A 25,306-nucleotide genomic window follows, 5' to 3' on the forward strand; every position below is an offset into this window, starting at 1 on the left:
GGGTGACCACCCGCGTTGTCGTCCTGCTCTCCGGCTCCGGCACCCTCTGCCAGGCCCTGCTCGATGCCATCGCCGCAGGCGAGCTCGACGCCGAGGTGGTCGCCGTCGTCTCGGACCAGTCCTCCGCGTACGGCCTCGAGCGGGCGCGGGCTGCGGGCGTCCCCGCCATCGCACACCCGCTGGCCAAGGGCGGTGACCGCGAGGCCTGGGACGCCCAGCTGCGCGACATCGTCGCAGGCTACGAGCCAGACCTGGTCGCCTCGGCGGGCTTCATGAAGCTGCTGGGCCCCGCGTTCCTCGAACGCTTCGGCGGCCGCACCATCAACACCCACCCCGCGCTGCTGCCCAGCTTCCCCGGCATGCACGGCCCGCGCGACGCGCTGGCGGCCGGCGTCAAGGTGGCCGGGGCCACGGTGTTCCTCGTCGACGCAGGGGTCGACACCGGTAAGATCCTGCTGCAGGGGGCCGTTGACGTGTCGGACGACGACGACGTCGAATCCCTGCACGAACGCATCAAGGTGGTCGAACGCCGCCTCCTGATCCGAGCCGTTTCCGAGTGGAAGAAGGAACACCCGTGACCGAGCTGATCCCGCTGCGCCGAGCCCTCGTGTCCGTCTACGACAAGTCAGGGCTGGTCGAACTCGGCCGCGACCTTGCCGCAGCGGGCATCGAGATCGTCTCCACCGGCTCCACGGCAGCCAAGCTGGCGGCCGCAGGGATCGAGGTGACCGGCGTCGAGGAGGTGACGGGCTTCCCCGAGTGCCTCGACGGGCGCGTCAAGACGCTCCACCCGCACGTGCATGCCGGCATCCTGGCGGACCGGCGCCTGTCCACGCACCGCGAACAGCTCGACGACCTGGGCATCGCCCCCTTCGACCTGGTCATCACCAACCTCTACCCGTTCGCCGCCACCGTAGCCTCCGGCGCCTCGCAGGACGAGTGCATCGAGCAGATCGACATCGGCGGCCCCACGATGGTGCGCGCCGCCGCGAAGAACCACGCGTCGGTGGCCGTGCTGACGTCGGCTGAGCAGTACCCGCTGCTGCGCGCCGCGCTGGCCGCCGGTGGCTTCACGCTCGAACAGCGCAAGGAACTGGCAGCCGCGGCGTTCGTGCACACCGCCACCTACGACGTCGCAGTCGCCTCCTGGATGTGCGCCGAGGTCGTCGAGCGCCACGACGACGGGTTCCCCACCTGGTACGGCGCGGCCTGGCACAAGGTGGCAGACCTGCGCTACGGCGAGAACTCGCACCAGAAGGCCGCCGTCTACCGCAACAGCAACGGCACCGCGGGCCTGGCAGACGCGACGCAGCTCCACGGCAAGGAGATGAGCTACAACAACTACGTCGACGCCGACGCCGCCCGCCGCGCGGCCTACGACTTCGAGGAGCCCGCCGTCGCCATCATCAAGCACGCCAACCCGTGCGGGATCGCCACCGGCGCCGACATCGCCGACGCGCACCGCAAGGCACACGCCTGTGACCCGGTCTCCGCGTTCGGCGGCGTGATCGCCGCCAACCGCCTGGTCTCCGTCGACATGGCGCGCCAGGTGGCCGACATCTTCACGGAGGTCATCGTCGCGCCCGGGTACGAGGAGGGCGCCATCGAGGTGCTGCAGGGCAAGAAGAACCTGCGCATCCTGATTGCCGAGGGAGCCACCAACGACGGCCTCGCGATCCGCGAGATCGACGGCGGGCTGCTCGTGCAGCAGGCGGACGCCATCGACGCCGACGGTGACGACCCCGCCAACTGGACGCTCGCCGCGGGCGAGGCCGCGGACGACGCGACGCTGGCGGACCTGGCCTTCGCATGGCGGGCCGTGCGCGCGGTGAAGTCCAACGCGATCCTGCTCGCCCAGGACGGCGCCTCCGTCGGCGTCGGCATGGGGCAGGTCAACCGGGTCGACTCCTGCCACCTGGCGGTCGACCGCGCAGGGGACCGCGCCAAGGGCTCCGTCGCCGCCTCCGACGCGTTCTTCCCGTTCGCCGACGGCCCGCAGGTGCTGCTCGACGCCGGGGTGCGCGCCATCGTCCAGCCGGGCGGCTCGGTGCGCGACCAGGAAGTCATCGACGCGGTGACCGCCGCCGGCATCACGATGTACTTCACCGGCACCCGCCACTTCTTCCACTGACGGAGGTTCACCCATGACCGCAGTCACGCTCGACGGCAAGGCCACGGCCGCCGCGATCAAGGCCGAACTGACCGTCCGGGTCGCCGCGCTCCGCGAGCACGGCGTGGTGCCCGGGCTGGCCACGGTGCTGGTGGGCTCAGACCCGGCCAGCCAGAACTACGTGCGGATGAAGCACCGCGACTGCGACGAGGTGGGCATCGCCTCCATCCGCGTCGAACTGCCCGAGGACGCCACCGCCGAGCAGCTGCGCGACGCCATCGAGGGCCTCAACCAGGACCCGGCCTGCACCGGCTACATCGTGCAGCTGCCCATCCCGAAGCACCTCGACGAGAACTGGGCGCTGTCGCTGATCGACCCCGACAAGGACGCCGACGGCCTGCACCCCATCAACCTCGGCCGCCTCGTGCTGAACGAGCCCGCGACGCTGCCCTGCACGCCGCGCGGCATCGTCGAGCTGCTGCGCCGCCATGGCGTGGAACTCAACGGCGCCGAGGTGTGCGTCGTGGGCCGCGGCATCACCGTCGGCCGGCCGCTGGGCCTCATCCTGACCCGCCGCAGCGAGAACTCGACGGTGACGCTGTGCCACACCGGCACCCGTGACCTGGCGGACCACACGCGGCGCGCCGACGTCGTGGTCGCCGCAGCGGGTGTGCCCGGGATGATCACCGCCGACATGATCCGTGAGGGCGCGGCCCTCGTCGACGTCGGCGTCAGCAGGGTCGACGGCAAGACCGTCGGCGACCTCGCGCCCGACGTCTGGGACAAGGCCGGCTTCGTCACCCCCAACCCGGGTGGAGTCGGCCCCATGACCCGCGCCATGCTGCTCAGCAACGTCGTCGACCGCGCGGAGCAACTCCATGGTCTTCGGCGGTAGGCTCCAGGGCCGCCTCAAGCGGCGGGGCCGTGACAAGCCCGCTGACTCCTATCCCGACAGCCCGTTGGCGTTGGCGCTGACCGTGGCGGTACTGGGCGTGGGCGTCGTGTTCGCGACGCTCGGGCGCTGGCGGATGGCTTCCCTCATCATCGGGGCCGCGCTGCTGCTGGGCGCCGGGCTGCGCCTGGTCCTGCCGCGGACGGCGGCCGGGTTGCTGGTGGTGCGCAGGCGCTGGATCGACGTGAGCGTGCTGGCCGTGCTCGGCGCCGCCGTCGTGGTGCTGGCGTTCGTCGTGCCGCCGTCGGCCCCCTAGGACCTCGGGTTCGCGCCCCACAGCTGGCCGGGGGCGCCGGGCAGCTGCGTCCAGCCCCCGCCGCCGCTGAGGATGCGGTGCACCTCTGGGCGCTGGTGGTGGACGAGGTCGGCGAGTTCGCCGTGCAGCCTGATCCACGACTCGGGCGGTTCGCCGCCGCGCTGCGCCCTGTCGAGCCGGCCCCGGATGAGGGCGAGCTCGGTGACGTTCTGGATGAAGTCGCGCAGCAGGCCCTTCTCGCTGCCGGCCGCCGCCACCATGCGACGGCGGGCGGTGAGATCATGCAGCCAGCCGGCCTCCAGCGGGGTGATCCAGCCGAAGTGGACCAGCGCGGGGAGCTGCTGCAGCAGCGTGGCGCGCTCCTGGCGGCGGGCGACCACCCCGACGATGACCAGGCCTGTGAACACGAGCAGCTCGATGCCGGCGGCGATCAGGTAGCCGCCGTCGCCGAGCAGTTCCATGGACGAGTTGTGCAGGAAGTGCAGGCCGACCGCCAGACACCACGCCAGGAAGGGCCACCCCAGGCGGAGGGGGCCGCGCGCATTGAGGCCGGCCCAGATGCCGATGGACACGATGATCGTCAGCATGGGGTGCAGGTAGGCCACCAGCACGAGTCGGATCATGATGATCTGCGTGGAGTCCACCATGGTCTCCGGCATGAGGGCGTAGCTGATGTGTTCGATCCAGGCGAAGCCGAGCCCCACCATGGCGCCATAGACGATGGCGTCGGTGAGGCTGTTGAACTCGGCGCGCCCCCGTCGCGTGCTCAGCAGCACGATGACGAGGAACAGGCCCTTGGTGGACTCCTCGATGAGCGGCGCCGAGTAGATCGCCGCAACCGACTCCGACTGCAGCGACAGGCCCACCACCGAGTTGACGATCCCGCTGATCAGCGCGGAGACACCCGCGCCCCAGACGAAGGCCCCGATGATGAACAGGGGCGGCTCCGGCTCCCACTTGTCGAGCCACCGCACGAACGCCACCCCCAGGGCGAGCACGACGGTGAACGTGACCACCGCGACGAGCGACTGGGTGACCGGCCGGTCGAGGAACACGAGCAGGCCGAGCAGCGTCCCGACGCCGCCCACGACGAGGAACACCAGCGGGAGGACGACTGCCTGCTGCTTGTGCCGTCTGGCTACGCGGTACATGCTCATGCCCCCACCGTATTGCCTGCCGCGGTCTTTGGCACGGGTGGGTCCTCCGGGCCCCGACGGCGGGCTGGGCCTTGCCGATGTCGCCGTCCCGCCGTCGGCTGGTGTTGGCGTTGCTGCCCGGGCGCTTGGGGCGGCTCGGCGTCGCTTGGGGGTGGTTGGGCATTGTTGAGTTGTGCAGGGATGCTGGTGCACAACTTCACTTTGCCTGGACGGGGGGCTCGGGTAGCCGACGGCGGGCTCGGGCGGGCCGACAGCGGCTTGGGCATTGTTGAGTTGTGCAGCGATGCTGGTGCACAACTTCACTCTGCTTGGGGCTGGCGTTGACGGTGGCTTGGGCATTGTTGAGTTGTGCAGCGATGCTGGTGCACAACTTCACTTTGCTTGGACGGGGGCTCGGGCGGGCCGACGGCGGGGCGACGGCGGGCGCAGGTGGGCCGACGGCGGCTTGGGCATTGTTGAGTTGTGCAGGGATGCTGGTGCACAACTTCAGTCTGCTTGGGGCTGGCGGCGTCGGTGGCTTGGGCATTGTTGAGTTGTGCAGGGATGCTGGTGCACAACTTCACTCCGCTTCGGAAGGGCCTACGGCAGCCGCATGGGGCATCCGGCCCTGACTGTCGCCGGATGCGTCTCCCAATTCGTCGCCGTCAGGCCGCCGGGCAGTTGCGACAGGGCGTGACGGAGCCCGTCCAGCCACGGGAGACGAGCAGCCGCCCGACGGCGAGCGCCACCTCGCATGGGCGGTTGACGATGTCGTCCCAACCGATCCGCAGCGTGAGGTAGCCCTTCATCGCGTTCCTGTTGTCGCGGTCGAAGTCCCGGAAGATGCCATCTCCCGTGTGGCCCAGCCTGCCGTCGAGTTCAACGACGACGTGGAACTCGACGTAGCCGACATCGCTGTAACGACTGGGCTGCAGGCTGACCTGGCGCACGCCGTCGGGTAACCCGTGCCGCCTCTCCACATCACGGAAGTATCGGCGCTCAAGGGCGCTGTGGACGCCACCTGCCACGTCCCCGAGGGCTTCCACCATCAGGGCTCGGTGCCTGAGGTTGGGGTTTGCCACGGCGGCCTGTAGAAGTCGCTGGGGTGTGGTGCGCCGTGAGGTGACCGCCCGGGCGAGTCGGCTGAACAATTCGTCGGGATCAGCGTCTGCGCAGATTCCGAGCGCGGTCTGCTCGATGAGCGCGACGGGCGGCTCGCCGCGGGCATCGAACTTGGGCGTCCGGTGGAACCGCCAGCAGCCCCGGTCGATTCGCTGATGTGGAGTGAGCACGTCGATGACCGAGGGCGCGGAGCAGAGGTCGAGCTTGTGCCCGGCGGCTTCGAAGCCCAGCGCGGCGTCGGGCCCGCCCAGCAGCACCCCACCCCAGGCGAGTCCCTCCCACGGGGTCTCGTTGGACAGGGAATAGAGCCCGCGGGCGAGAGACCACCAGATGTGGTCGTCGAGGAATCGTTGGGTGACGGCGCGGGTGATCCCGGCATCGGCTGCTTGCTTCGTCGTGAAGACCCCGCCCTGCGACCGGGCGGTCGTGACGAGCTCTTTCGGCATGGGGAACTTCGAGTACATGCCTCCACTTATGGTCAACGCGGACGCCGATTTCCCACGTCGGTGCGCATCTGTGGACAAACTGCCGACGTTGGGCGGGAGGTCCGCGCGGCCGTTGCTCGCCTGACCATCGGGTGGGGCGGCGGGTGTCGTCGCTTGGCGCACCACCCTCGGGCCCGAGGCGCTGGGCTCTGGGGCCCCGCAGTTGCCCTGCCGGGCGTGGTGCCCCGGGGGTGGCCGTCAGTGAACGGTGGGGCGCTCAGCAGAGTGAAGTTGTGCAGGGATGCTGGTGCACAACTTCACTCTGCTTGGGGCTCGCGGCAACCGCGGCTTGGGCATTGTTGAGTTGTGCAGGGATGCTGGTGCACAACTTCACTTTGCCTGGACGGGGCTGGGGCGGGGCGACGGCGGGCGCAGGTGGGCCGACGGGTGCTTGGGCATTGTTGAGTTGTGCAGCGATGCTGGTGCACAACTTCACTTTGCCTGGACGGGGCTGGGACGGGGCGACGGCGGGCGCAGGGGGGCCGACGGGTGCTTGGGCATTGTTGAGTTGTGCAGCGATGCAGGTGCACAACTTCACTCTGCTTGGGGCGGGCGGCGACGGCGGCTTGGGCATTGTTGAGTTGTGCAGGGATGCTGGTGCACAACTTCACTTTGCCTGGACAGCGCCTGGACGGGGGCTGGGGTGGGCCGACGACGGGCTCGCGCGGACCGACGGCGGGCTCAGGTGGGCCGACGGCGGGCCCAGCCGGAGCCGACGGCGGGCCCAGCCGCACTCGACGCCGCCGCGTTGTGGCGACCCGCGCGAACACCCTTGCGCCGGTAGTTACGATGTACGCGTGCAAGAGACCATGACCTCGTCGTCGGAGATCCTCGACCCCGCAAACCCCGGGTCGGACCCGCGGCCGGTGCCCCCGCGGCGCCAGCGTTACATCCTCTTCGGCGAGATGCTGGCCTTCGCCATCGTCAGCCTCATCGCGTCCTGGGTGCTCAGCTACGACGCCATCGTGCTGGCCGCCAACCCCGACGCCATCCTGGCCTGTTCCATCAACGAGGTCTTCGACTGCGCGAAGGTGGGCGCCACCTGGCAGGCCAACGTGTTCGGGTTCCCCAACGCGTTCCTCGGCATGATCGCCGAGCCGGTCGTCATGACGATCGCCGTCGCGTCGCTGTCCGGCGTCCGGTTCCCGCGCTGGTTCATGTTCACGGCCAACGTGGTCTACTTCCTCGGCGTCATCTTCGCCTACTGGCTGCTGTTCCAGTCGACCTTCGAGATCGGCGCGCTGTGCCCCTGGTGCCTCACGGTCACCATCGCCACCACCTTCGTGTTCTGGTCGATGACGGCGTGGAACATCCAGGAACGCAACCACTACTTCTCCGAGAAGACCGCAGAGAAGTTGGAACGCTTCCAGCGCGGCGGCTGGCTCACGATCACGTTCATGGCCTGGATCGCCATCATCGTGGCCATCGAGCTGGTCAAGTTCGTCCCCGCGTTCATCTGACCGACGCCCGTGTGATCCGCCCTCTCGCGGAACGGTAGAGTCTCTCCCGTAGGACCTACCCGTTCCAAGAGAGGAATGCGAAGTGAGCACTGCAGCTCCCGTCAAGATCGCCGTCACCGGCGCCGCTGGTCAGATTTGTTACAGCCTCCTGTTCCGCATCGCGAGTGGCTCGCTGCTGGGGGACACCCCCATCGAGCTGCGTCTGCTCGAGATCACGCCGGCGCTGAAGGCGCTCGAGGGCGTCGTGATGGAGCTGGACGACTGCGCGTTCGGCAACCTCGTCAACATCGAGATCGGCGACGACCCGAAGAAGGTGTTCGACGGCGTGAACCTGGCCATGCTCGTCGGCGCGATGCCGCGCAAGGCCGGCATGGAGCGCGGCGACCTGCTGTCGGCCAACGGCGCCATCTTCACCGCGCAGGGCAAGGCGCTCAACGAGGTCGCCGCTGACGACGTCAAGGTCCTCATCACCGGCAACCCCGCCAACACCAATGCGCTGATCGCCTCGAAGAACGCCCCCGACATCCCCGCGGAGCGCTTCAACGCCCTCACCCGCCTCGACCACAACCGTGCCCTCTCGCAGTTGGCCGCCAAGCTGGGCGTGCCCGTCACCGAGATCACCAACATGACCATCTGGGGCAACCACTCCGCCACCCAGTACCCCGACCTGTTCAACGCCAAGGTGGGTGGCAAGAACGCCGCCGAGCTGGTCGACGACCAGGAATGGCTCGAGAACACCTTCATCCCCACGGTCGCCAAGCGCGGCGCCGCCATCATCGAGGCCCGCGGCCTGTCGTCGGCCGCCTCCGCGGCCAACGCCACCGTCGAGCACATGCGCGACTGGGTGCTGGGCACCCCCGAGGGTGACTGGGTGTCGATGTCGGTGCCGTCCGACGGCTCCTACGGCGTGCCGGAGGGCCTCATCTCGTCGTTCCCGTGCATCGTCAAGGACGGCAAGTACGAGATCGTCCAGGGCCTGGAGATCAACGAGTTCTCGCGCGCCAAGATCGACGCCTCCGTCGCCGAGTTGGCCGACGAGCGCGACGCCGTCCTGGCGCTCGGCCTCATCTGATCCCACACACGCAGGAACCGGCCCGCCCCGAATGAGGGGCGGGCCGGTTCGTGTGCCGGGGCTCAGTGGTCGATGGCCGCCGCTGCGCCCGCGCCGGTCATGGAGCGGACCTCCATCTCCGCGCCCTGGTCGGCGAACTGGTCACCGTCAGGCTTGACCACGGAGCCGAGCCAGCCGAGGAAGAAGCCCACCGGGACGGAGAAGATCGCCGGCGAATCCCACGGGAACCACGAGAAGTCGACGTCCGGGAACATCGAACCCGGGCTGCCGGACACCGCGGGCGAGAACGCGATGAGCACGATGGCCGTGATCAGGCCGCCGGTGATCGACCACACAGCGCCCGCCGTCGAGAACTTCTTCCAGTACAGCGAGTACAGGATCGACGGCAGGTTGGCCGAGGCCGCGATCGCGAACGCCAGCGACACCAGGAAGGCGACGTTCTGCTCCTTGGCGAGGATGCCGCCCAGGATGGCCACCACGCCGATCAGCACCGACGTCCACCTGGCCACCTGCACCTCCTTGGCGGGGTCCGCCTTGCCGTCCTTCAGCACGTTGTTGTAGATGTCGTGCGCGAACGACGCGGAGGCCGTGATCGCCAGGCCGGCCACAACGGCCAGGATCGTCGCGAACGCCACGCCCGCGATGACCGCCATCAGGACGGCGCCACCCAGGTGGTAGGCCAGCGCCGGTGCCGCAGCGTTGGCGCCGCCGGGCATGCCGCGGATCGCCTCCGGGCCGACGAGCCATGCGGCGCCGTAGCCCAGCACCATCGTGAACAGGTAGAAGGCGCCGATCAGGCCGATGGCCCAGGTCACCGAGCGGCGGGCCTCCTTGGCGGTGGGCACCGTGTAGAAGCGCATCAGCACGTGGGGGAGGCCGGAGGCGCCCAGCACCAGCGCGATGCCCATCGAGATGAGGCCCACCGGGTCGGTGTAGCGCTCCATCGGGGCGAGCAGGTCGAACGTGGGCAGCTCCGGGTTCGCGGCTGCGTCGGCGGCGGTCTTGTCGATGGCCTCGCCGATCAGCGCCGACATGTTGAAGCCCTTGAACGCCAGCACCCACACCGTCATGACCAGCGCGCCCGCGATCAGCAGGACGGCCTTGATCATCTGCACCCACGTCGTGCCCTTCATGCCGCCGATCAGCACGTAGCCGACCATCAGCGCGCCCACGATGCCGATGACGAGGTTCTGGCCCCACCCCGAGCTGATGCCCAGCAGCAGCGACACGAGCGCGCCCGCGCCGGCCATCTGCGCCAGGAGGTAGAAGAAGGAGATCACCAACGTCGACGTGGCCGCGGCCGTGCGGACCGGCTTCTGCCGCATGCGGAAGCTCAGCACGTCAGCCATCGTGTACTTGCCCGTGTTGCGCAGCGGCTCGGCCACCAGCAGCAGCGCCACCAGCCAGGCCACGAGGAAGCCGACGGAGTACAGCAGGCCGTCGTAGCCGTACAGCGCCACTGCACCGACGATGCCGAGGAAGGATGCCGCGGAGAGGTAGTCGCCGGCGATCGCGAAGCCGTTCTGGCGCCCGTCGAACTGGGCGCCGCCGGTGTAGAAGTCGCCTGCGCGCTTCTTGCCGCCCTGGCTGACGCGGATCACCACGAACATGGTGATGACGACGAACCCGGCGAAGATGCCGATGTTGATCAGGGGGTTGCCCAGCAACTGCGTCTCGAGCGTGGTCATCGTGCGTTGCCCTCCAGTTCGGCCCGCAGGCCCTCAGCGACCGGGTCGACCTTCTTGTTCATGTGGCGGATGTAGAGCCAGGTGATCAGGAACGTGCTGATGAACTGCCCGATCCCGAACAGGAAGCCGACGGACACGTTGCCGAACACCGGCGTCATCATCAGGTCCTTGGCGAAGATGGAGCCGAACACGTAGGCCAGGTACCAGACGAGGAACACCAGCGTCATGGGGAAGGCGAACGTTCGGAAAACCTTCTTCAGATGCGCGAAGTTCTCGGATTGCTGGACCCGGTGGAACTCCTCTGGGGGAATGGTGCCCTTGTGGGGCGATTGGACGTCACTCATGACGGATCTCCTCAGGGGGATGTCGCGCTTCGTTGCGCGCCTGCATGCTAGCAATCGTGCAGATTGTTTGCGCGTTTCTGTGATTTATCCCATTTTGTCCACGTGTCGGACTTCCGGACCCCTGCGGGATGCACCGCGGCGGGCGCACCGCGGCATACCGCTAGGCTGTTCGCCATGCACCAGCTCGTCGTCACCCTCGACTGCCCTGATCGTCCCGGCATCGTCCACGCGATCACCGGAGGCATCGTCCGGGCAGGTGGCAACATCACCGAACTCCAGCAGTTCTCGTCGCCCGACACCGGCCGCTTCTTCACCCGCATCCAGGTGGAGGGGTCGCAGCCCGAGGAGCTGCGCGGCAGCATCCAGGACGCCACCGAGGGCTTCGAGGCCAAGCTGACCGTCGACGACGCCACGCGCCCGGTCCGCACGCTGCTGCTCGCCTCGAAGGCGGGGCACGCGCTCAACGACCTGCTGTTCCGCTGGAAGGGCGGCGACCTGCCCATCGACGTCGTCGGGATCATGGCCAACCACGCCGTGCTGGCCCCCATGGCGGCGTTCTACGACGTGCCGTTCAAGCACCGCTTCGTGACTGCCGAGACCAAGCCCGACTTCGAGGCCGAGGTCCGCAAGGTCGTCGAGGAGCAGGACGTCGAACTCGTCGTGCTGGCGCGCTACATGCAGATCCTCAGCCCCGAGCTGTGCGAGTTCCTCGCCGGCCGCGCCATCAACATCCACCACTCGTTCCTGCCCGGCTTCAAGGGCGCCAACCCGTACCGTCAGGCGCACACCCGTGGCGTGAAGCTGATCGGCGCCACGGCGCACTTCGTCACGGGGGACCTCGACGAGGGGCCCATCATCGAGCAGAACGTCGTGCGGGTCGACCACACCATGGACGTGGCCAAGCTGGTGCGCAAGGGGCAGGCGCAGGAGTCGCAGACCCTCGCCGAGGCCGTGCGCCTCTTCGCCGAGCACCGCGTGCTGGCCGACGGCGACCGCACCGTCATCTTCCGCTGAGGGCGTCCCCGTGTTAGGCGACATCGCCCTCATCGGCCTGTTCATCCTCGTCGGCGGCGTCTTCGCGGCCGCCGAGATGGCGCTGGTGACGCTGCGGGAATCGCAGATCCGCCACCTGTCCGTGAAGGGAAAGCGGGGCCGCGCCGTCGCGCGGCTCACCAGCAACCCCAACCTGTTCCTGTCGGCCGTGCAGATCGGCGTCACGATCTCGGGGATGCTCTCGGCGGCCTTCGGCGGCGCCACGATCGGTGCCCGCCTGGTGCCCGTCCTGGTCGGCTGGGGAGTGCCCCCGAACGTCGCCGCGCCGCTGTCGCTGGTGGTCACGACGGTGGTCATCGCCTACTTCTCCATCGTCGTCGGAGAGCTCACCGCCAAGCGCCTGGCGATGCAGCGCTCCGAAACCTTCTCCCTCGCGCTCGCGCCGCTGGTGTCGGGGATCGCGACGATCACCCGCCCGGTGATCTGGCTGCTCGACATCAGCACCAACTTCCTGGTGCGGGTGCTCGGCGGAGACCCCAACCTCTCCAAGGACGCGGTCACCGACGAGGAACTCAGGGCCATGGTGATCAGCTCCTCGAGCCTCGGCGTCGAGGAGCGCGGCATCGTCGACGAACTCTTCGACGCCGGCGAACTCAGCCTGCGTGAGGTCATGGTGCCGCGCACCGAGGTCGACTTCCTGCCCGCCGACATGCCGATCTCGCTGGCCTACCGCGAGGTCCGCGGCGCACCGCATTCGCGCTACCCGGTCACCGACGGCTCGTCGGACCGCATCGTCGGCTTCATCCACGTGCGCGACCTGATGGACGTCGAGGGCGCCGCCCGCGCCGGCAACGTGCGCACGCTGGCGCGCGAGGTGCTGTTCCTGCCGGAGACCGTCAAGATCCTCACCGCCATGACCGCCATGCGCAGCCGCGGCGCCCACCTCGCCGTCGTGCGCGACGAGTACGGCGGCACCGCCGGCATCGTCACGCTGGAGGACCTGTTCGAGGAGCTCATCGGCGACATCACCGACGAGTACGACGTCGCCACCGGCAACGGGGCGCGTGAGGTCAACGACGTCGACGGGCTCACCACCATCGAGGAGTTCGCCGAACTCACCGGCCACGTCATCCCCGAGGGCCCCTATGACACGGTGGCCGGCTACTACATGTCGGTGGTCGGGAAGGTGCCGGTGCTCGGTGGCCTCATCACCGTGCGCCTCGACCCCGTCGCGGACGCGCACGGCGCCCGGCCCGCGTGGTACACGCTCGAGGTGCGCGAGCTCGACGGCCGACGCGCCGCCTGGTTCACGCTGCGCCGCGAGGCCGCCGCCACCGCGGAGCCGGAGGGGGACGCGGATGCCTGACGACGGCATGCGGCTGCTGACCAGCCCGCGCGTCGAGCCGCTGCTGCGCGCCGCCGTCGAACACCAGGGTGGCAGCCTGCTGAGCTGGTCGCTCGACCACGTGGACGCCGCGCCCGAGCATTCGACGACCGCCACCTACCTGGCGAGGATCCGCTGGCCGCACGGTGAGCGCACCGAACTGCTGGGAGTCAGCGCCCGCACCGGCGAACTGTCCGCATCCGACGCCCGCGCGGAGATCTTCGACGACGGCAACCGCCGCGTCGCCGTGTGGCTCTACCCGAACGACCCCGACCTCGTGGGCCTGCCGACGGCGGCTTTCCCCGAGCGGATGGCCGACGCCCTCAACTCCGGGGGAGTGCTGGCCCGCCCGGTGACCGGCGCCCAGCTGTCGCTGTCCATGATCGGCTACCGCCCGCGTCGACGGGCGGTGGTGAAGGTGGTCGTCAACGACCCGTCGGAGGTGTTCTACGTCAAGGTGCTGCGCGAGCGCCTGTTCGCCGACGTGCTCGGCAAGCACACCATGCTGCGCGACGCCGGCATCCCCGCGCCCGAGGTGGCGCTGGCCACGCCGGAACACCTCCTGGTGACGCGGGAACTTCCCGGCATGTCGCTGGCCCGTGCGCTGTTCGAGCCCGGGGACCCCTGCACCGCGGAGGACCTCATCGGCATCCTCGACGCCATGCCCCCGGCCGTCGCGCAGCTCGAGCGTCGCGCGCCCTGGGCCGACGCCGTCGGCCACTACTCGCGCATGGTGTCGGCCACGCTGCCCGACGCGGCCGACGAGTTGGCCTGGATGGCGGACGAGATCAGCACCCGGCTGGCAAGGTACCCGCAGGGCGACGAGCCCACCCACGGCGACTTCCACGAGGGCCAGTTGCGCGTCACCGGGGGACGGATCGTCGGCATCCTCGACGTCGACACCATCGGCCCCGGCCGCCGCGCCGACGACCTGGCCTGCCTGATCGGGCACCTGTCGACGATCCAGCGGATGAACGCCGAGCAGGAGGCCAAGGTGCGTGACCTGTTGGCCCGCTGGGTGCCGGTGTTCGACCGGCGGGTCGACCCCGTCGAGCTGCGGCTGCGCGCCGCAGCGGTGATCATCTCGCTGGCCACCGGCCCGTACCGCAGCCAGGAGGTCGACTGGCGGCAGCAGACCCTGCAGATGATCCGCTCCGCCGGAGCGCTGGTGCGACAGGTCGTCTGAGCAGGACCCTCCAGGGGGCCCGACAGACGAATTTGTTGCGTATCTATAACGATCAACGCGCCGCCAAATCCCGCCACGACAGGCGCGGTATTGTCTAGCAAGCCCTGAGAAACGTATGGACCCAAGGAGGATCTTCGTGACGAAGTCCCTGTTCAGCATCGTCTCGGTTGCCGCGGCCAGCGCCCTCGCGCTCGCCGGCTGTGCCGAGCCGCCCGCCACCACCACCCCCGGCGGGGAGACCACCGCCGCGGTGGAGACCACCACGGAGGAGAGCCCGACCGCTGGTGAGACCAGCCCCGCCGCCTCGGAATCCACCGACACCGCCGCCGCTGACTTCAGCGCCTGCATGGTCTCCGACGCCGGTGGCTTCGAAGACAAGTCCTTCAACGAGACGGCGCACAACGGCATGATGCGCGCCAAGGAAGAACTCGGCATCACCACCAACCAGATCGAGTCCAACGCGGAGTCCGAGTACGCCGGCAACGTGCAGGCCATGATCGACGCCAACTGTGACATCGTGATCACGGTCGGCTTCGCCCTGGCCAACGCCACCGAGGCCGCCGCCAAGCAGAACCCCGAGACCAAGTTCGCGATCGTCGACTACGGCTCCTTCGAGGGCGTCGACAACGCCAAGGGCCTGCTGTTCAACGCTGCGCAGCCCGCCTTCATGGCCGGCTACCTGGCCGCCGGCATGAGCCAGACCGGCACCGTCGGCACCTTCGGCGGCGCCAACTACCCGACCGTGTCGATCTTCATGGACGGCTTCCACGAGGGCGTCAACCACTACAACCAGGAAAAGGGCGCAGACGTCAAGGTCATCGGTTGGGACGAGGCCAAGCAGGACGGCCAGTTCATCGGCGGCAACAACCCGTTCGGTGACATCCCCGGCGGCAAGAACACCGCCAACACGCTGATCGCCCAGGGCGCGGACATCCTGCTCCCCGTCGCCGGCCCCGCCGGCATCGGTGCCCTCCAGGCCGCCCAGGAATCCGGCGGCAAGGTCAACGCCATCTGGGTTGACTCCGACGGCTTCGAGTCGGCCCCCGAGTACGGCCCGGTCATCATGACCTCCGTCGAGAAGGGCATGGACGTCGCGGTGTTCGAGGCCATCAAGTCGGCCCTCGACGGCACCTTCACCTCCGAGCCGTACGTCGGCACCCTGGAGAACGGTGGCGTGCTGCTGTCCGAGTACCACGACTTCGACTCCAAGATCCCCGAGGAGCTGAAGGCCGAGGTCGAGCAGGTCAAGGAAGGCATCATCAGCGGCGAGATCGAGATCACCTCGCCCAGCCAGCCCTGAGCTCGGCTGAGATGACGCAGGGGGAGGGGCGCAACGGCGCGTCCCTCCCCCTTTCTTTCGCTACGCTACCAACCACGCCACACAGGCGAGGGAGGAACTCCGACGTGACAGTCACCACCGCGAAGGCACCGACGCTGACGCTGGACAGCATCACCAAACGATTCGGATCGTTGACGGCCAACGACGCCATCACCGTCGACATCACACCCGGGCGCATCCACTGCCTGCTCGGGGAGAACGGCGCGGGCAAGTCGACGCTGATGAACATCCTGTTCGGCCTCCTGGAGCCCGACGAGGGTGAGATCCGACTGGGCGATGAGGTCCTCAACCTCACCAATCCGAAGCAGGCCATGGCCCGTGGCATCGGCATGGTGCACCAGCACTTCATGCTCATCCCCGTGTTCACCGTCGCCGAGAACATGGTGCTCGGCCGCGAACCCGGCTCCGCCGGCCTGCTCGACATCAACTCGGCGCGCAAGACCGTGCGCGAGCTCAGCGCCCGCTACAAGCTCGACGTCGACCCCGACGCGCTCGTCGAGGACCTCCCCGTCGGCATCCAGCAGCGGGTGGAGATCCTCAAGGCGCTGGCCGGCGGCGCGCGCTACCTCATCTTCGACGAGCCGACGGCGGTGCTCACCCCGCAGGAGATCGACGAGCTGATGCTCGTGATGAAGGCCCTGCGCGACGAGGGCCGGGCCATCGTGTTCATCACCCACAAGCTGCGCGAGGTGCGCCAGGTCGCCGATGACATCACCGTCATCCGCCGCGGCAAGGTCGTCGGCCAGGCGGAGCCGAACGCCTCCGAGGCAGAACTGGCCTCGATGATGGTGGGCCGCTCCGTGTCGCTGAAGGTCGAGAAGAGGCCTGCCGAACCCGGTGGGCCGCGCCTCGTCGTCCAGGACCTCACGGTGGCCGCCCCGTCGGGCCAGGTCGCCGTCGACCACCTCAGCCTCGAGGTCCGCGGCGGCGAGATCGTCTGCATCGCGGGCGTCCAGGGCAACGGCCAGACCGAGTTCGCCGAGGCGCTGCTGGGCACCATGACCCCGTTGAGCGGGCACGTGACGCTCGACGGTGTCGACATCACGCGCGCCAAGCCCGCCAAGACCATCAAGGCCGGCCTCGGCTACGTGCCGGAGGACCGGCACCGCGACGGGTTCGTCGGCGAGTTCTCGATCGCCGAGAACCTCGTGCTCAACAACCTCGACGAGTTCTCCCGCGGCGGCTCGCTGCAGCTGAAGAAGATCGCCGACAACGCCGTCGCCCGCATCGAGGAGTTCGACATCCGCTCCGGCTCGCACACGCAGCCCGTGCGGTCGCTGTCCGGCGGCAACCAGCAGAAGGTGGTACTCGCGCGGGAACTGTCGCGGCCGCTGTCGCTGCTGCTGGCCAGCCAGCCCACCCGCGGCGTCGACGTCGGCGCCATCGAGTTCCTGCACACCCGCATCGTCGAGGAGCGGGACCGTGGCACCGCCGTGCTGATCGTGTCGACGGAACTGGAGGAGGTCGAGTCGCTCGCGGACCGGATCGCGGTGATGTACCGCGGCCAGATCGTCGGCATCGTGCCGCCCGACACCCCGCGTGACGTGCTCGGCCTCATGATGGCCGGCATCAGCCACGAAGACGCCCTCGCCACCACCAAGGAGTCGGTCAATGAGTGAGACAGCGGCGAAGGTGAAGGCACCCCGCCCCTCGTGGGTCACCTCCACCATCATCACGGTGGCCGCCCTGATCCTGGCGTTCATCGTCGGCTCCATCGTCATGGTGGTGTCGGACGCCGAGGTCGCCGCCACGTGGGGCTACTTCTTCTCGCGGCCCAGCGACGCGCTGATCGCGTCGTGGGACAAGATCGCCGCCACGTACTACGCCATGTGGGTCGGCTCCATGGGCTCGTGGGTGGCCATCACGAACACGACGGCGGAGGCGGCTCCGCTGATCTGCGCCGGCCTGGGCGTCGCCGTCGCCTTCCGCGCCGGGCTGTTCAACATCGGCGCCCAGGGCCAGGCGATGATGGGTGCGCTCACCGCCGCCTACATCGGCTTCACCATCAAGGGCCTGCCCATCTTCATCCACCTGCCGCTGGCGTTGACCGTCGGCATCGTGGCCGGCGCCATCTGGGGCGGCATCGTCGGCGTGCTGAAGGCCAAGACCGGCGCGCACGAGGTCATCGTGACCATCATGATGAACTACATCGCCGGCTCGTTCCTGGCGTTCCTCATGCTGCAGCCCGCCTTCCAGGCGCCCGGCCGGGCAGACCCCATCTCGCCGGTCCTCGAATGGACCGCGACGATGCCGCGCCTCGCCGGCACCCGCCTGCACCTGGGATTCTTCCTGGCGGTCGCGGCCGCCATCCTCTGCTGGTGGCTGCTGGAGCGCACCAAGTTCGGCATCCACCTCAAGGCAGTGGGCCTCAACCCCTACGCCGCAGCCACCTCCGGCGCCAGCGTCTCCAGGGTCACGATCCTGACGATGGCGCTCGCCGGCGGCCTCGCGGGCCTGGCCGGCGTGCAGGCCGTGACCGCGCCGGAGCTGTTGACCGGCACGCCCACGCAGATGACGGGCACCATCATCGGCACGCTCGGCTTCGACGCCATCACCGTGGCGCTGCTGGGCCGCTCGCGGCCGCTGGGCACGGTGCTCGCGGGCCTGCTGTTCGGCGCGCTCAAGGCGTCCCGCCGCACCATGGTCACCATGGCCAACACGCCCGACAAGCTGACAGACCTCATCCAGGCGCTCGTCGTGCTCTTCGTGGCCGCTCCCGCGTTCGTCGCGTGGCTGCTGCCGTTCCTGAAGGAGCGCAAGGTCAAGCGCCGCAACGTCCCCGTCGCGAAGGTGGCAGAAGCATGAGCACCCGGACCCTGCCCATCCCCGACGGCGACCTCCGCTTGGTCAAGAAGGTCGAGTCGCCCGAGGCGAAGGCCTCCCGCCTCTCGACCGGCACCCTCATCACGGTGCTCGGCGTGGCGCTGCTCATCATGGCGTTCACCGTCGACAAGTCGGGCCTCATCGCGCTGTCCGACGCGTTCGCCGAGGTGAAGCTGCCCACGCTGGAGCTCCCCGGCACCGCGACGGTGTTGATCGCCGCCATCCTCGTGCTCGGGGCGGGCGTCGGCTACCTCAGCGGCAAGCTCAACGGCCGCCTCCGCACGGTGGCGGCGGTCGTCGCCGGCCTGGGCATCGTCGTCGGGTTCCTGGTGTGGGCCGCGGCCAGCTCGCCGCTGCCGTTCACGCTGACCAGCCAGCTCAACCTGACGCTGGAGTACTCCACGCCGCTGTTCTTCGGCGTGCTCGGCGGCGTGCTGGCGGAGCGGGCCGGCGTGGTCAACATCGCCATCGAGGGCATGTTCCTGACGGCCGCGTTCGCGGCGTCGCTGACCTACAGCATGACGCAGTCGTTCGTGGCGGCCCTGTTCGCAGCGGCACTCGCCGGGCTCATGATGGCCGGGGTGCTGGCGCTGTTCACCCTGCGCTACCTCGTGGACCACGTGATCATCGGCGTCGTCATCAACGTGCTCGCCACCGGCCTGACCGGCTTCATCTTCCAGCAGTTGGTGTCCAAGGACACGGGCACCTACAGCAACGTGCGGCCCATGCTGCCCATCGAGATCCCGGTGCTCGGCGACATCCCGTTCATCGGCCCCATCCTGTTCACGCAGCGGCCGCTGACCTACATCGCGTTCCTCGCGGTGCCGCTGGTGTGGTTCCTGCTGTTCCGCACCAAGTGGGGGCTGCGGGTGCGTTCCGTCGGTGAACACCCGCACGCCGCGGACACCGTCGGCATCAACGTGATCTGGACCAAGGCCAGCGCCGTGCTGCTCGGTGGCGTGTTCGCCGGCATCGGTGGCGCGTACTTCACGATCGGCTCCGTGGGCGCGTTCCAGGACAACAATCCGACGGCGGGCAACGGCTTCATCGCGCTCGCTGCGGTGATCATGGGCCGCTGGCACCCGGTGCTCGGCGCGTTCGTGGCGCTGTTCTTCGGCTTCGCCCGGGCGCTGGCGCAGAACACCAAGCTGATGCAGCTGCCCATCCCCAGCGACTTCATCGAGATGCTGCCGTACCTGGCCACGATCATCGCGGTCGCCGGCCTCGTCGGGCGGGTGCGCGCACCCGCCGCCGACGGCGCGCACTTCGTCAAGAGCCACTGATGGCCGACGTCGACTGGGAGGCGCTGCGCGCCACCGCTGCCACCGTGATGGCGCGCGCCTACGCCCCGTACTCGAGGTTCCGGGTGGGGGCGGCGGCGCTCGTCGACGACGGGCGCGTGGTCAGCGGCTGCAACGTGGAGAACGCGGCGTACGGCGTGGTGTTGTGCGCCGAGTGCGGGCTGATCTCAGACCTCGTGGCGGGCGGCGGTGGGCGCCTGGTGGCGTTCACCTGCGTCGGCGGTGAGGCAGAGCCCGAGGTGATCACGCCGTGCGGGCGTTGCCGTCAGCTGCTGTTCGAACACGGCGGCCCCGAGCTCGTCATGGAGACGCCGGCCGGCATCGTGACGCTGGCGGACATGCTGCCGCAGGCCTTCGGCCCCGACAACTTGGCGTGACGCTGGGCCTACTGGTAGGAGACCAGGTGGGGGAGCGGGGTGACCTGCGCCACGGTCTGCGCGGGCGTGAGCATGGGCAGGTCCTCGTCCTCGAAGTTCTTCCAGCCGAGGAAGACGTTTTGCGGTAGGTCCTTCAGCAGCGCCTGCCACGTGGCCTGCTTCGCGGGCTGCCCGCCCTGGCCGTCGGCGTGGATCACGTACTGGATCTCCGGCCGGGAGGTGTCGAGCTGGTCGCGCCCGACGATCATGCGGGGCTGGAACTGGTGCAGCACCAACGCCTTGGTGGGCAGGTCGTTGGCCTTGACGAGGTCTGCCAGCCAGGTGCCGACGGCGTTGACCTCGGCGATGTCGACCTGCCCGATCTGGCGCAGGTGCACCTGGTTGGGCTTCAGCCGCCACTCGGGGTCCAGCGCGAGCCCCACCCATGGCCGCTTGAGGAGTGCTTCGTACTCCTTCGCCTGCGTGAGGAAGTCCAGACGCCCGGGCTGGAGGTCGATGACGACGTAGATGTCGTTGGCCTCGGCCGCCTCGATCCACGGCATGATCGTCTCGATGGGCGTGCGGTTGGAGTACGACCCGTCCGCCGTGCGTCCGGCCGACGCGACGGTGGCGATGATCTCGAACGCCCCGATGACCTTCTCGTCGGGCAGCAGCTCCTGGTACTGGGCGACGAGCGCGTGGACCCGCGCCACGGCCTGGGCGGGTGCCTGCTCCCCGAGCATGCCGAGGACGGGGGCGGTGGGGTGGCCGTAGAGGGCGACCATGCGCCGGCCCGGGAACGGGACCGTGCCGCCGCCCGGGAGCTGCGCGATCCGAGGGCTCGGCGACGGACTCGACGGGCTGGGCGACGGCGACACGGCGGCCGGCGAGGGCGACGGCGAGGGTGCCGCGCTGCTCGGGGCCGCCGTCGTGGAGGCTGCTGCGGAGCCTGAGGGCGTGGGAGTCGGCCCGGCCCCGGTGCAGCCGGTGGCAAGGGCGAACCCGCCTGCCGTGGTGCCGGCGATGAGCGCGCGTCTGGTGAGCGGAGCCATTGAAACAGCTTGCCACGGATCGGGACCACGGCTGCTGCGGAGTCCGACGGCGGCCGGTACCCTGAGGGCCATGCTCACCCTCGACGACCTGCGCGCACTGCCCAAGGTGGCCCTCCACGATCACCTCGACGGGGGGCTGAGGCCGCAGACGGTCATCGATCACTGCGCCGCCAACGGGCACACGCTGCCCACCACGGATCCGGACGCGCTGCGGCGCTGGTTCTTCGACGCGGCGGACTCCGGCTCGCTGGTGCGCTACCTGGAGACCTTCGCCCACACCGTCGCCGCGATGCAGACCGCGGAGCAGCTGGAGCGGGTGGCGCACGAGTTCGTCGTGGACCAGGCCGAGGACGGCGTCGTGTACGCCGAGGCGCGCTGGGCTCCGGCGCAGCACCTCGCGATGGGCCTCACGCTCGACCGCGCGGTGGAGGCCGTGCGTGACGGGCTGGCGTCCGGCATGCGCGCGGCCGCGGAGGCCGGCCACACGATCGTGGCGCAGCAGATCGTCACGTCGCTGCGGCAGGACGACCCCACCGTCGAGATCGCCCAGTTGGCCATCGACCACCGCGACGACTCCGTGTGTGGCTTCGACATCGCAGGCGCCGAGGACGGCTTCCCGCCGTCGCGGTTCGAGGACGCGTTCCGGCTGCTCAAGCACGACAACATGTTCTTCACCATCCACGCCGGCGAGGCGTTCGGCCCGCCCTCCATCTGGGAAGCCGTGCAGCTGTGCGGCGCCAACCGGCTCGGGCACGGCGTGCGCATCGTCGAGGACCTCGGCATCGACGGCGACCCCGTCGAGTTCGGCCGGCTCGCCGCCTACGTGCGCGATGCGCGCATCCCGCTGGAGGTGGCGCCGTCGTCGAACCTCCAGACGGGCATCGCCGCCGAGATGAAGGACCACCCGATCGACCTGTTGCTGCGGCTGGGGTTCAACGTGACCGTCAACTGCGACAACCGGCTGATGAGCGACACCACCATGTCGCGGGAGTACCTCAAGCTTGTCGAGGCATTCGGCTGGGGGATCGACGACGTGCGCGCCACCACGGTGGGCGCCATGCGTGCCGCGTTCCTGCCGCACGACCAGCGCGAGGCCATCATCGCCGACATCGTCGAACCGGCCTACGCCGCGGCCCGCAGCGCCTGATTCCACCGAAGGATGGATGCCTGCGGGAGGCCCGCCGTCGGCCCAATGGCGACGATGGAAGCATGCTGAATCGACTCTTCCTCTCCGCCGGAACCTGGACCGCACTCGGCCTCGCGTCGGGCCTCTACTGGCGCGAAATGACCAAGATCAACGAATTCACCGGCGACACCATGCTCTCCGGCGCGCACACGCACGCCCTGGCGCTGGGCACCCTGGTCTTCCTGGCCGTCCTGGCGCTGGCCAAGGTGTTCCCCATCGCGGAGAAGTCCGCCAAGTTGTTCACCATCCTCTACAACACCGGCCTCGCGTTCACGTTCGGGTCGATGGTGGTCAAGGGCACGCTCCAGGTGCTGGAGCTCGACATCGCCACCTCCGCCATGTGGCCCGGCTTCGCCGGCCTCGGCCACATGCTGCTGACGGGCACCTGGGTGTACTTCTTCCTGATCCTCCGCAAGGCCCTGAAGGTCGACGCCGCGCAGGCGCGCGATGCGGCTACCGTGGGTGCGTGACGACCCCTGCTCGACGACACCGGACCGGCGTGCTCAGCGCGCCGGTCTGGTCTGCTTCCTGGTGGTTGCGGTTCGGCCAGGCGGTGATGTTCGTCGGCCTGCTCATCATCGCGAGCGTGCTGCCCGACGGGGCCGCACATGGGGTGCTGACCTGGCCACTGTCCGTCGTCACGTTGCTGGTGTTCCTCATCGGGCTGCAGCTGGTGGACCGGATGGGTCAGGTGGCCCGCACCGTCTGGGTGGGTGCGCTGTTCGTGCTGTCGACGGTGCTGATGTGGCTGTCGCCGACCTACCTGTGGATCGCGTTCCCGCTGTGGCTGCTCGGCGCGGCGGTGTTGCCGCTGCTGACGGCGCTGCTGATGACTGCCGTCACCCTCGCCGTCATCGTGACGGCCCTCACCATGGCCGGCAGTGAGGTCGTCGGCTCGCTGATGGGCCCGCTCGTCGGTGCCGCCATTGCGGTTGGCCTGTCGCGCGGCGTGCTGAAGTTCGAACACGAGGCCTCAGAGCACCGTCGGCTCCTCGACGAGGTACTGAGGGCCCACGACGAGACCGCCCGCCTGCAGCGGGAGGCCGGCCAACTGGCGGAACGCACCCGCCTCGCCCACGACATCCACGACACCCTCGCGCAGGGCTTCTCGTCCATCGTGCTCCTCGCGCGCGCCGCCGGCCGGAAGGCGGGCGACGGGCAGGCCCGTGAACTGATCGCGCAGATCGAGGCGACGGCGGCCGCCAACCTCGCGGAATCGCGCCGCGTGGTCTACGCGCTGGCGCCCGAGGACGCCGGTGCGGGCGGGCTCGCGGCCCCGCTGCGGCGCCTCACCGGCGAGGTGGCCGACGCCATCGGGGCGAAGTGGCAGGTCACCGTCGACCCGGAACTGCCGCGGCTGGCCACGGCCACGGAAGTCGCCCTGCTGCGCGCCGCGCAGAACGCGCTGGCCAACGTGCGCCAACACTCGAACGCCACGCGCATCGCGGTGGAACTGGCCAGGGCCGGTGACCACGTGCACCTCGACGTCGTCGACGACGGCGTGGGCTTCGACCCGGCTGATCCGGCGGAGGCGACCCTCACGGGCGGCTACGGGTTGCGGGCGCTGCGGGAACGCATCGGCGAGTTGGGCGGCGTCATCAGCGTGGAATCAGAGCCGGGCGGCGGCACCGCCGTGACGGCGCGGTTGCCGCTGGTGCTGGCAACGGAGGTGGGCCCATGATCACGGTCCTGCTGGTGGACGACCACCCCGTCGTTCGGTCCGGAGTGGCGGCGCTGCTCACGCAGGAGCCCGGCATCGAGGTGGTGGGCGCCGCCGCCAACGGCGAGGAGGCGCTGCGCCTCGTCGGCGAGCTCGCGCCCGACGTGGTGCTGTGCGACCTCAGGCTGGGGGAGGGGCTCGACGGCGTCGGGATCACCGAGGCCGTCCGGCGCCTGCCCGACCCGCCGTCGGTACTCATCCTCACCACCTACGACAACGACTCCGACATCGCCCGCGCCGTGCTTGCCGGTGCGGCTGGCTACCTGCTCAAGGACGCGCAGCCCGAGGACATCGTGCGGGGCATCGAGGACGCCGCCGCCGGCAAGCTGGTGCTCTCCAGCGACCTGGAGAGCCGCGTGGTGGAGCGCATGTCGCAGGGCGTGCCCACGCTCAGTGCGCGGGAACTGGACGTGCTGCGGCTGGTGGCCGAGGGGTGCACCAACCGCGAGATCGCCAAGCAGTTGTTCATCTCCGAGGGCACCGTCAAGACGCACCTGGTGCACGCGTTCGCCAAGCTCGGCGCCGACTCGCGCACCGCCGCCGTCGCCGCCGCGCGACGCCACGGCCTCCTCGACTGAACTCAGCCGGGATTTATCGCTACGGGAAAAGAGTGAGTGATGTGGATAATCCACATCACCCCCCGTCCCAGGTAGCGAAAGTCCAGCGATGCGGGGTACCCCGCCGTCCCGCGTACGCCATCAGCAGACGCGTCTACCAGCGAAAGGGCAGTGAGCCCGCTCCCGGCGGGCGCTAGTGTCGGGACATGACTGAGCCCAACGCACCTGAAGCCCCCGTCGGCGACGCCAAGGACTGGACCTGGGTCACGCGGCGGCAGTGCCCGGAGTGCGGTTTCGATCCCGCGACGGTGTCGACGGCGGACCTCCCGGAGCTCATCCTCGGCGCCGCCCAGCGCTTCGAGGTCGCCGTCGAGCGGAAGGGCGCGGAGGAGCGGCCGTGGCCGCAGACGTGGTCGCCCATCGAGTACGGCCAGCACGTGGCCGACGTGATGTCGGTGATGACGCAGCGGCTGGGCCTCATCCTCGACAGCGAGGGCGCGGGCGCCGAGTTCGACGACTGGGACCAGGACGCCGCCGCCGTCGAGAAGGAGTACTGGAAGGCCAACGGTCATGCGACGGCGGTGCTCATCCGCGAGCGCGCCGAGGCCGCCGCCAAGGCCTGGGCCGAGCCGCAGGGCGACCAGTGGGGTTGGGCGGGGCTGCGCAGCAACGGGTCGCAGTTCACGGCGGAGTCGCTGGGGCTGTACTTCGCCCACGACCTGGTCCACCACCTGCACGACGTCGCCGGCTGACGGGCGTATTACAGTCTGCCGCCGCGTAATAG

At 69.4% G+C, this 25,306-nt stretch carries 24 protein-coding genes; 19 read left to right on the plus strand and 5 right to left on the minus strand.

Translation table 11 applies throughout. The features are described 5' to 3' along the window. Positions 1 to 2 precede the first annotated feature (2 nt). Genes purN through ABEA30_RS07295 form a run of 4 tightly spaced genes read left to right on the plus strand, consistent with a single transcriptional unit; the run spans position 3 to position 3,318 of the window. Positions 3 to 578 (plus strand): phosphoribosylglycinamide formyltransferase, encoded by a 576-nt coding sequence (gene purN / locus ABEA30_RS07280; RefSeq protein ID WP_345581195.1) that lies wholly within the window; start codon positions 3 to 5, stop codon positions 576 to 578. Then, on the plus strand, positions 575 to 2,131 hold the full coding sequence (gene purH, locus ABEA30_RS07285; protein WP_345581198.1) for a bifunctional phosphoribosylaminoimidazolecarboxamide formyltransferase/IMP cyclohydrolase: 1,557 nt from the start codon (positions 575 to 577) through the stop codon (positions 2,129 to 2,131). Before purN ends, purH begins: the two co-directional genes overlap by 4 nt. Before the next feature lie 13 nt (positions 2,132 to 2,144). Further along, a complete protein-coding gene (locus ABEA30_RS07290; RefSeq protein WP_345581201.1) occupies positions 2,145 to 3,005 on the plus strand; it encodes a bifunctional methylenetetrahydrofolate dehydrogenase/methenyltetrahydrofolate cyclohydrolase in 861 nt (286 codons plus the stop codon). Beyond that, positions 2,989 to 3,318 carry a DUF3017 domain-containing protein gene (locus tag ABEA30_RS07295; protein ID WP_345581204.1) on the plus strand — a complete coding sequence of 110 codons (330 nt, stop codon included), beginning with the start codon at positions 2,989 to 2,991 and terminating at the stop codon, positions 3,316 to 3,318. The genes ABEA30_RS07290 and ABEA30_RS07295 overlap by 17 nt, the downstream gene beginning before the upstream one ends. On the opposite strand, the gene ABEA30_RS07300 is transcribed toward ABEA30_RS07295, so the two are convergent. Together ABEA30_RS07300 and ABEA30_RS07305 are read right to left on the minus strand one after the other, a co-directional pair. Then, a complete protein-coding gene (locus ABEA30_RS07300; RefSeq protein WP_345581207.1) occupies positions 3,315 to 4,475 on the minus strand; it encodes a PrsW family intramembrane metalloprotease in 1,161 nt (386 codons plus the stop codon). The genes ABEA30_RS07295 and ABEA30_RS07300 overlap by 4 nt on opposite strands. A 644-nt stretch (positions 4,476 to 5,119) precedes the next feature. Further along, positions 5,120 to 6,040, minus strand: a complete 921-nt coding sequence (locus ABEA30_RS07305; protein WP_345581210.1) for a type IV toxin-antitoxin system AbiEi family antitoxin domain-containing protein — start codon at positions 6,038 to 6,040, stop codon at positions 5,120 to 5,122. Positions 6,041 to 6,858: 818 nt separating this feature from the next. Between ABEA30_RS07305 and ABEA30_RS07310 the strand changes: the two genes are divergently transcribed. Together ABEA30_RS07310 and ABEA30_RS07315 are read left to right on the plus strand one after the other, a co-directional pair. After that, positions 6,859 to 7,521 carry a vitamin K epoxide reductase family protein gene (locus ABEA30_RS07310; RefSeq protein ID WP_345581213.1) on the plus strand — a complete coding sequence of 221 codons (663 nt, stop codon included), beginning with the start codon at positions 6,859 to 6,861 and terminating at the stop codon, positions 7,519 to 7,521. Between the two features lie 82 nt (positions 7,522 to 7,603). After that, complete coding sequence (locus ABEA30_RS07315) at positions 7,604 to 8,593, plus strand: malate dehydrogenase (RefSeq protein WP_345581216.1); 990 nt, start codon at positions 7,604 to 7,606, stop codon at positions 8,591 to 8,593. 62 nt (positions 8,594 to 8,655) lie between these two features. Here the strand turns inward: ABEA30_RS07315 and ABEA30_RS07320 are convergent, their stop codons facing one another. Both ABEA30_RS07320 and ABEA30_RS07325 read right to left on the minus strand, forming a co-directional pair. Then, positions 8,656 to 10,281, minus strand: a complete 1,626-nt coding sequence (locus ABEA30_RS07320) for a solute symporter family protein (protein ID WP_345581219.1) — start codon at positions 10,279 to 10,281, stop codon at positions 8,656 to 8,658. Further along, positions 10,278 to 10,625, minus strand: coding sequence for a DUF485 domain-containing protein (locus tag ABEA30_RS07325; protein WP_345581222.1), 348 nt, complete (start codon positions 10,623 to 10,625; stop codon positions 10,278 to 10,280). The genes ABEA30_RS07320 and ABEA30_RS07325 overlap by 4 nt, the downstream gene beginning before the upstream one ends. 165 nt (positions 10,626 to 10,790) lie before the next feature. Between ABEA30_RS07325 and ABEA30_RS07330 the strand changes: the two genes are divergently transcribed. The 8 genes from ABEA30_RS07330 (at position 10,791) to ABEA30_RS07365 (ending at position 20,028) form a co-directional block, all read left to right on the plus strand. Further along, positions 10,791 to 11,639 carry a formyltetrahydrofolate deformylase gene (locus ABEA30_RS07330; RefSeq protein ID WP_345581314.1) on the plus strand — a complete coding sequence of 283 codons (849 nt, stop codon included), beginning with the start codon at positions 10,791 to 10,793 and terminating at the stop codon, positions 11,637 to 11,639. A gap of 10 nt (positions 11,640 to 11,649) precedes the next feature. Next, positions 11,650 to 12,984, plus strand: coding sequence for a hemolysin family protein (locus tag ABEA30_RS07335; protein WP_345581225.1), 1,335 nt, complete (start codon positions 11,650 to 11,652; stop codon positions 12,982 to 12,984). Then, entirely contained in the window at positions 12,977 to 14,188 is a 1,212-nt protein-coding gene (locus ABEA30_RS07340; protein WP_345581228.1) for a phosphotransferase, read from the plus strand. Before ABEA30_RS07335 ends, ABEA30_RS07340 begins: the two co-directional genes overlap by 8 nt. 136 nt (positions 14,189 to 14,324) lie before the next feature. Beyond that, positions 14,325 to 15,488, plus strand: a complete 1,164-nt coding sequence (locus tag ABEA30_RS07345; RefSeq protein ID WP_345581231.1) for a BMP family lipoprotein — start codon at positions 14,325 to 14,327, stop codon at positions 15,486 to 15,488. Between the two features lie 104 nt (positions 15,489 to 15,592). Then, entirely contained in the window at positions 15,593 to 17,146 is a 1,554-nt protein-coding gene (locus tag ABEA30_RS07350; protein WP_345581234.1) for an ABC transporter ATP-binding protein, read from the plus strand. Continuing rightward, positions 17,139 to 18,332, plus strand: coding sequence for an ABC transporter permease (locus ABEA30_RS07355; protein WP_345581237.1), 1,194 nt, complete (start codon positions 17,139 to 17,141; stop codon positions 18,330 to 18,332). Before ABEA30_RS07350 ends, ABEA30_RS07355 begins: the two co-directional genes overlap by 8 nt. Next, a complete protein-coding gene (locus ABEA30_RS07360; protein WP_345581240.1) occupies positions 18,329 to 19,633 on the plus strand; it encodes an ABC transporter permease in 1,305 nt (434 codons plus the stop codon). Before ABEA30_RS07355 ends, ABEA30_RS07360 begins: the two co-directional genes overlap by 4 nt. Next, positions 19,633 to 20,028, plus strand: a complete 396-nt coding sequence (locus ABEA30_RS07365; RefSeq protein WP_345581243.1) for a cytidine deaminase — start codon at positions 19,633 to 19,635, stop codon at positions 20,026 to 20,028. Before ABEA30_RS07360 ends, ABEA30_RS07365 begins: the two co-directional genes overlap by 1 nt. Positions 20,029 to 20,036: 8 nt before the next feature. Here the strand turns inward: ABEA30_RS07365 and ABEA30_RS07370 are convergent, their stop codons facing one another. Next, positions 20,037 to 21,059 carry a hypothetical protein gene (locus ABEA30_RS07370; protein ID WP_345581246.1) on the minus strand — a complete coding sequence of 341 codons (1,023 nt, stop codon included), beginning with the start codon at positions 21,057 to 21,059 and terminating at the stop codon, positions 20,037 to 20,039. 70 nt (positions 21,060 to 21,129) lie between these two features. Here ABEA30_RS07370 and ABEA30_RS07375 point away from each other — a divergent pair, with 70 nt between their 5' ends. The 5 genes from ABEA30_RS07375 to ABEA30_RS07395 all read left to right on the plus strand — a co-directional run bounded on the left by ABEA30_RS07375 (position 21,130) and on the right by ABEA30_RS07395 (position 25,274). Further along, a complete protein-coding gene (locus ABEA30_RS07375) occupies positions 21,130 to 22,206 on the plus strand; it encodes an adenosine deaminase (protein ID WP_345581249.1) in 1,077 nt (358 codons plus the stop codon). A gap of 62 nt (positions 22,207 to 22,268) precedes the next feature. Continuing rightward, the gene (locus tag ABEA30_RS07380) at positions 22,269 to 22,715 is read left to right on the plus strand and encodes a DUF2871 domain-containing protein (RefSeq protein ID WP_345581252.1); all 447 of its coding nucleotides are present in this window, start codon (positions 22,269 to 22,271) and stop codon (positions 22,713 to 22,715) included. After that, the gene (locus ABEA30_RS07385) at positions 22,712 to 23,926 is read left to right on the plus strand and encodes a sensor histidine kinase (protein WP_345581255.1); all 1,215 of its coding nucleotides are present in this window, start codon (positions 22,712 to 22,714) and stop codon (positions 23,924 to 23,926) included. Before ABEA30_RS07380 ends, ABEA30_RS07385 begins: the two co-directional genes overlap by 4 nt. After that, positions 23,923 to 24,543, plus strand: a complete 621-nt coding sequence (locus ABEA30_RS07390) for a response regulator transcription factor (RefSeq protein WP_345581258.1) — start codon at positions 23,923 to 23,925, stop codon at positions 24,541 to 24,543. The genes ABEA30_RS07385 and ABEA30_RS07390 overlap by 4 nt, the downstream gene beginning before the upstream one ends. A gap of 185 nt (positions 24,544 to 24,728) precedes the next feature. Further along, positions 24,729 to 25,274 (plus strand): DinB family protein, encoded by a 546-nt coding sequence (locus tag ABEA30_RS07395; protein WP_345581261.1) that lies wholly within the window; start codon positions 24,729 to 24,731, stop codon positions 25,272 to 25,274. Positions 25,275 to 25,306 lie beyond the last annotated feature (32 nt).

The organism is Tessaracoccus lubricantis, assembly GCF_039544535.1.
GTDB lineage: Bacteria > Actinomycetota > Actinomycetes > Propionibacteriales > Propionibacteriaceae > Arachnia > Arachnia lubricantis.

What these genes read in the sequence shown, in the direction of transcription:
- ABEA30_RS07290 (WP_345581201.1), top strand. Translation starts at nt 2,145, where the DNA reads ATGACCGCAGTCACGCTCGACGGCAAGGCCACGGCCGCCGCGATCAAG.
- ABEA30_RS07295 (WP_345581204.1), top strand. Translation starts at nt 2,989, where the DNA reads ATGGTCTTCGGCGGTAGGCTCCAGGGCCGCCTCAAGCGGCGGGGCCGT.
- ABEA30_RS07300 (WP_345581207.1), bottom strand. Translation starts at nt 4,475, where the DNA reads ATGAGCATGTACCGCGTAGCCAGACGGCACAAGCAGCAGGCAGTCGTC.
- ABEA30_RS07305 (WP_345581210.1), bottom strand. Translation starts at nt 6,040, where the DNA reads ATGTACTCGAAGTTCCCCATGCCGAAAGAGCTCGTCACGACCGCCCGG.
- ABEA30_RS07320 (WP_345581219.1), bottom strand. Translation starts at nt 10,281, where the DNA reads ATGACCACGCTCGAGACGCAGTTGCTGGGCAACCCCCTGATCAACATC.
- ABEA30_RS07325 (WP_345581222.1), bottom strand. Translation starts at nt 10,625, where the DNA reads ATGAGTGACGTCCAATCGCCCCACAAGGGCACCATTCCCCCAGAGGAG.
- ABEA30_RS07340 (WP_345581228.1), top strand. Translation starts at nt 12,977, where the DNA reads ATGCCTGACGACGGCATGCGGCTGCTGACCAGCCCGCGCGTCGAGCCG.
- ABEA30_RS07355 (WP_345581237.1), top strand. Translation starts at nt 17,139, where the DNA reads ATGAGTGAGACAGCGGCGAAGGTGAAGGCACCCCGCCCCTCGTGGGTC.
- ABEA30_RS07360 (WP_345581240.1), top strand. Translation starts at nt 18,329, where the DNA reads ATGAGCACCCGGACCCTGCCCATCCCCGACGGCGACCTCCGCTTGGTC.
- ABEA30_RS07365 (WP_345581243.1), top strand. Translation starts at nt 19,633, where the DNA reads ATGGCCGACGTCGACTGGGAGGCGCTGCGCGCCACCGCTGCCACCGTG.
- ABEA30_RS07370 (WP_345581246.1), bottom strand. Translation starts at nt 21,059, where the DNA reads ATGGCTCCGCTCACCAGACGCGCGCTCATCGCCGGCACCACGGCAGGC.
- ABEA30_RS07375 (WP_345581249.1), top strand. Translation starts at nt 21,130, where the DNA reads ATGCTCACCCTCGACGACCTGCGCGCACTGCCCAAGGTGGCCCTCCAC.
- ABEA30_RS07380 (WP_345581252.1), top strand. Translation starts at nt 22,269, where the DNA reads ATGCTGAATCGACTCTTCCTCTCCGCCGGAACCTGGACCGCACTCGGC.
- ABEA30_RS07390 (WP_345581258.1), top strand. Translation starts at nt 23,923, where the DNA reads ATGATCACGGTCCTGCTGGTGGACGACCACCCCGTCGTTCGGTCCGGA.
- ABEA30_RS07395 (WP_345581261.1), top strand. Translation starts at nt 24,729, where the DNA reads ATGACTGAGCCCAACGCACCTGAAGCCCCCGTCGGCGACGCCAAGGAC.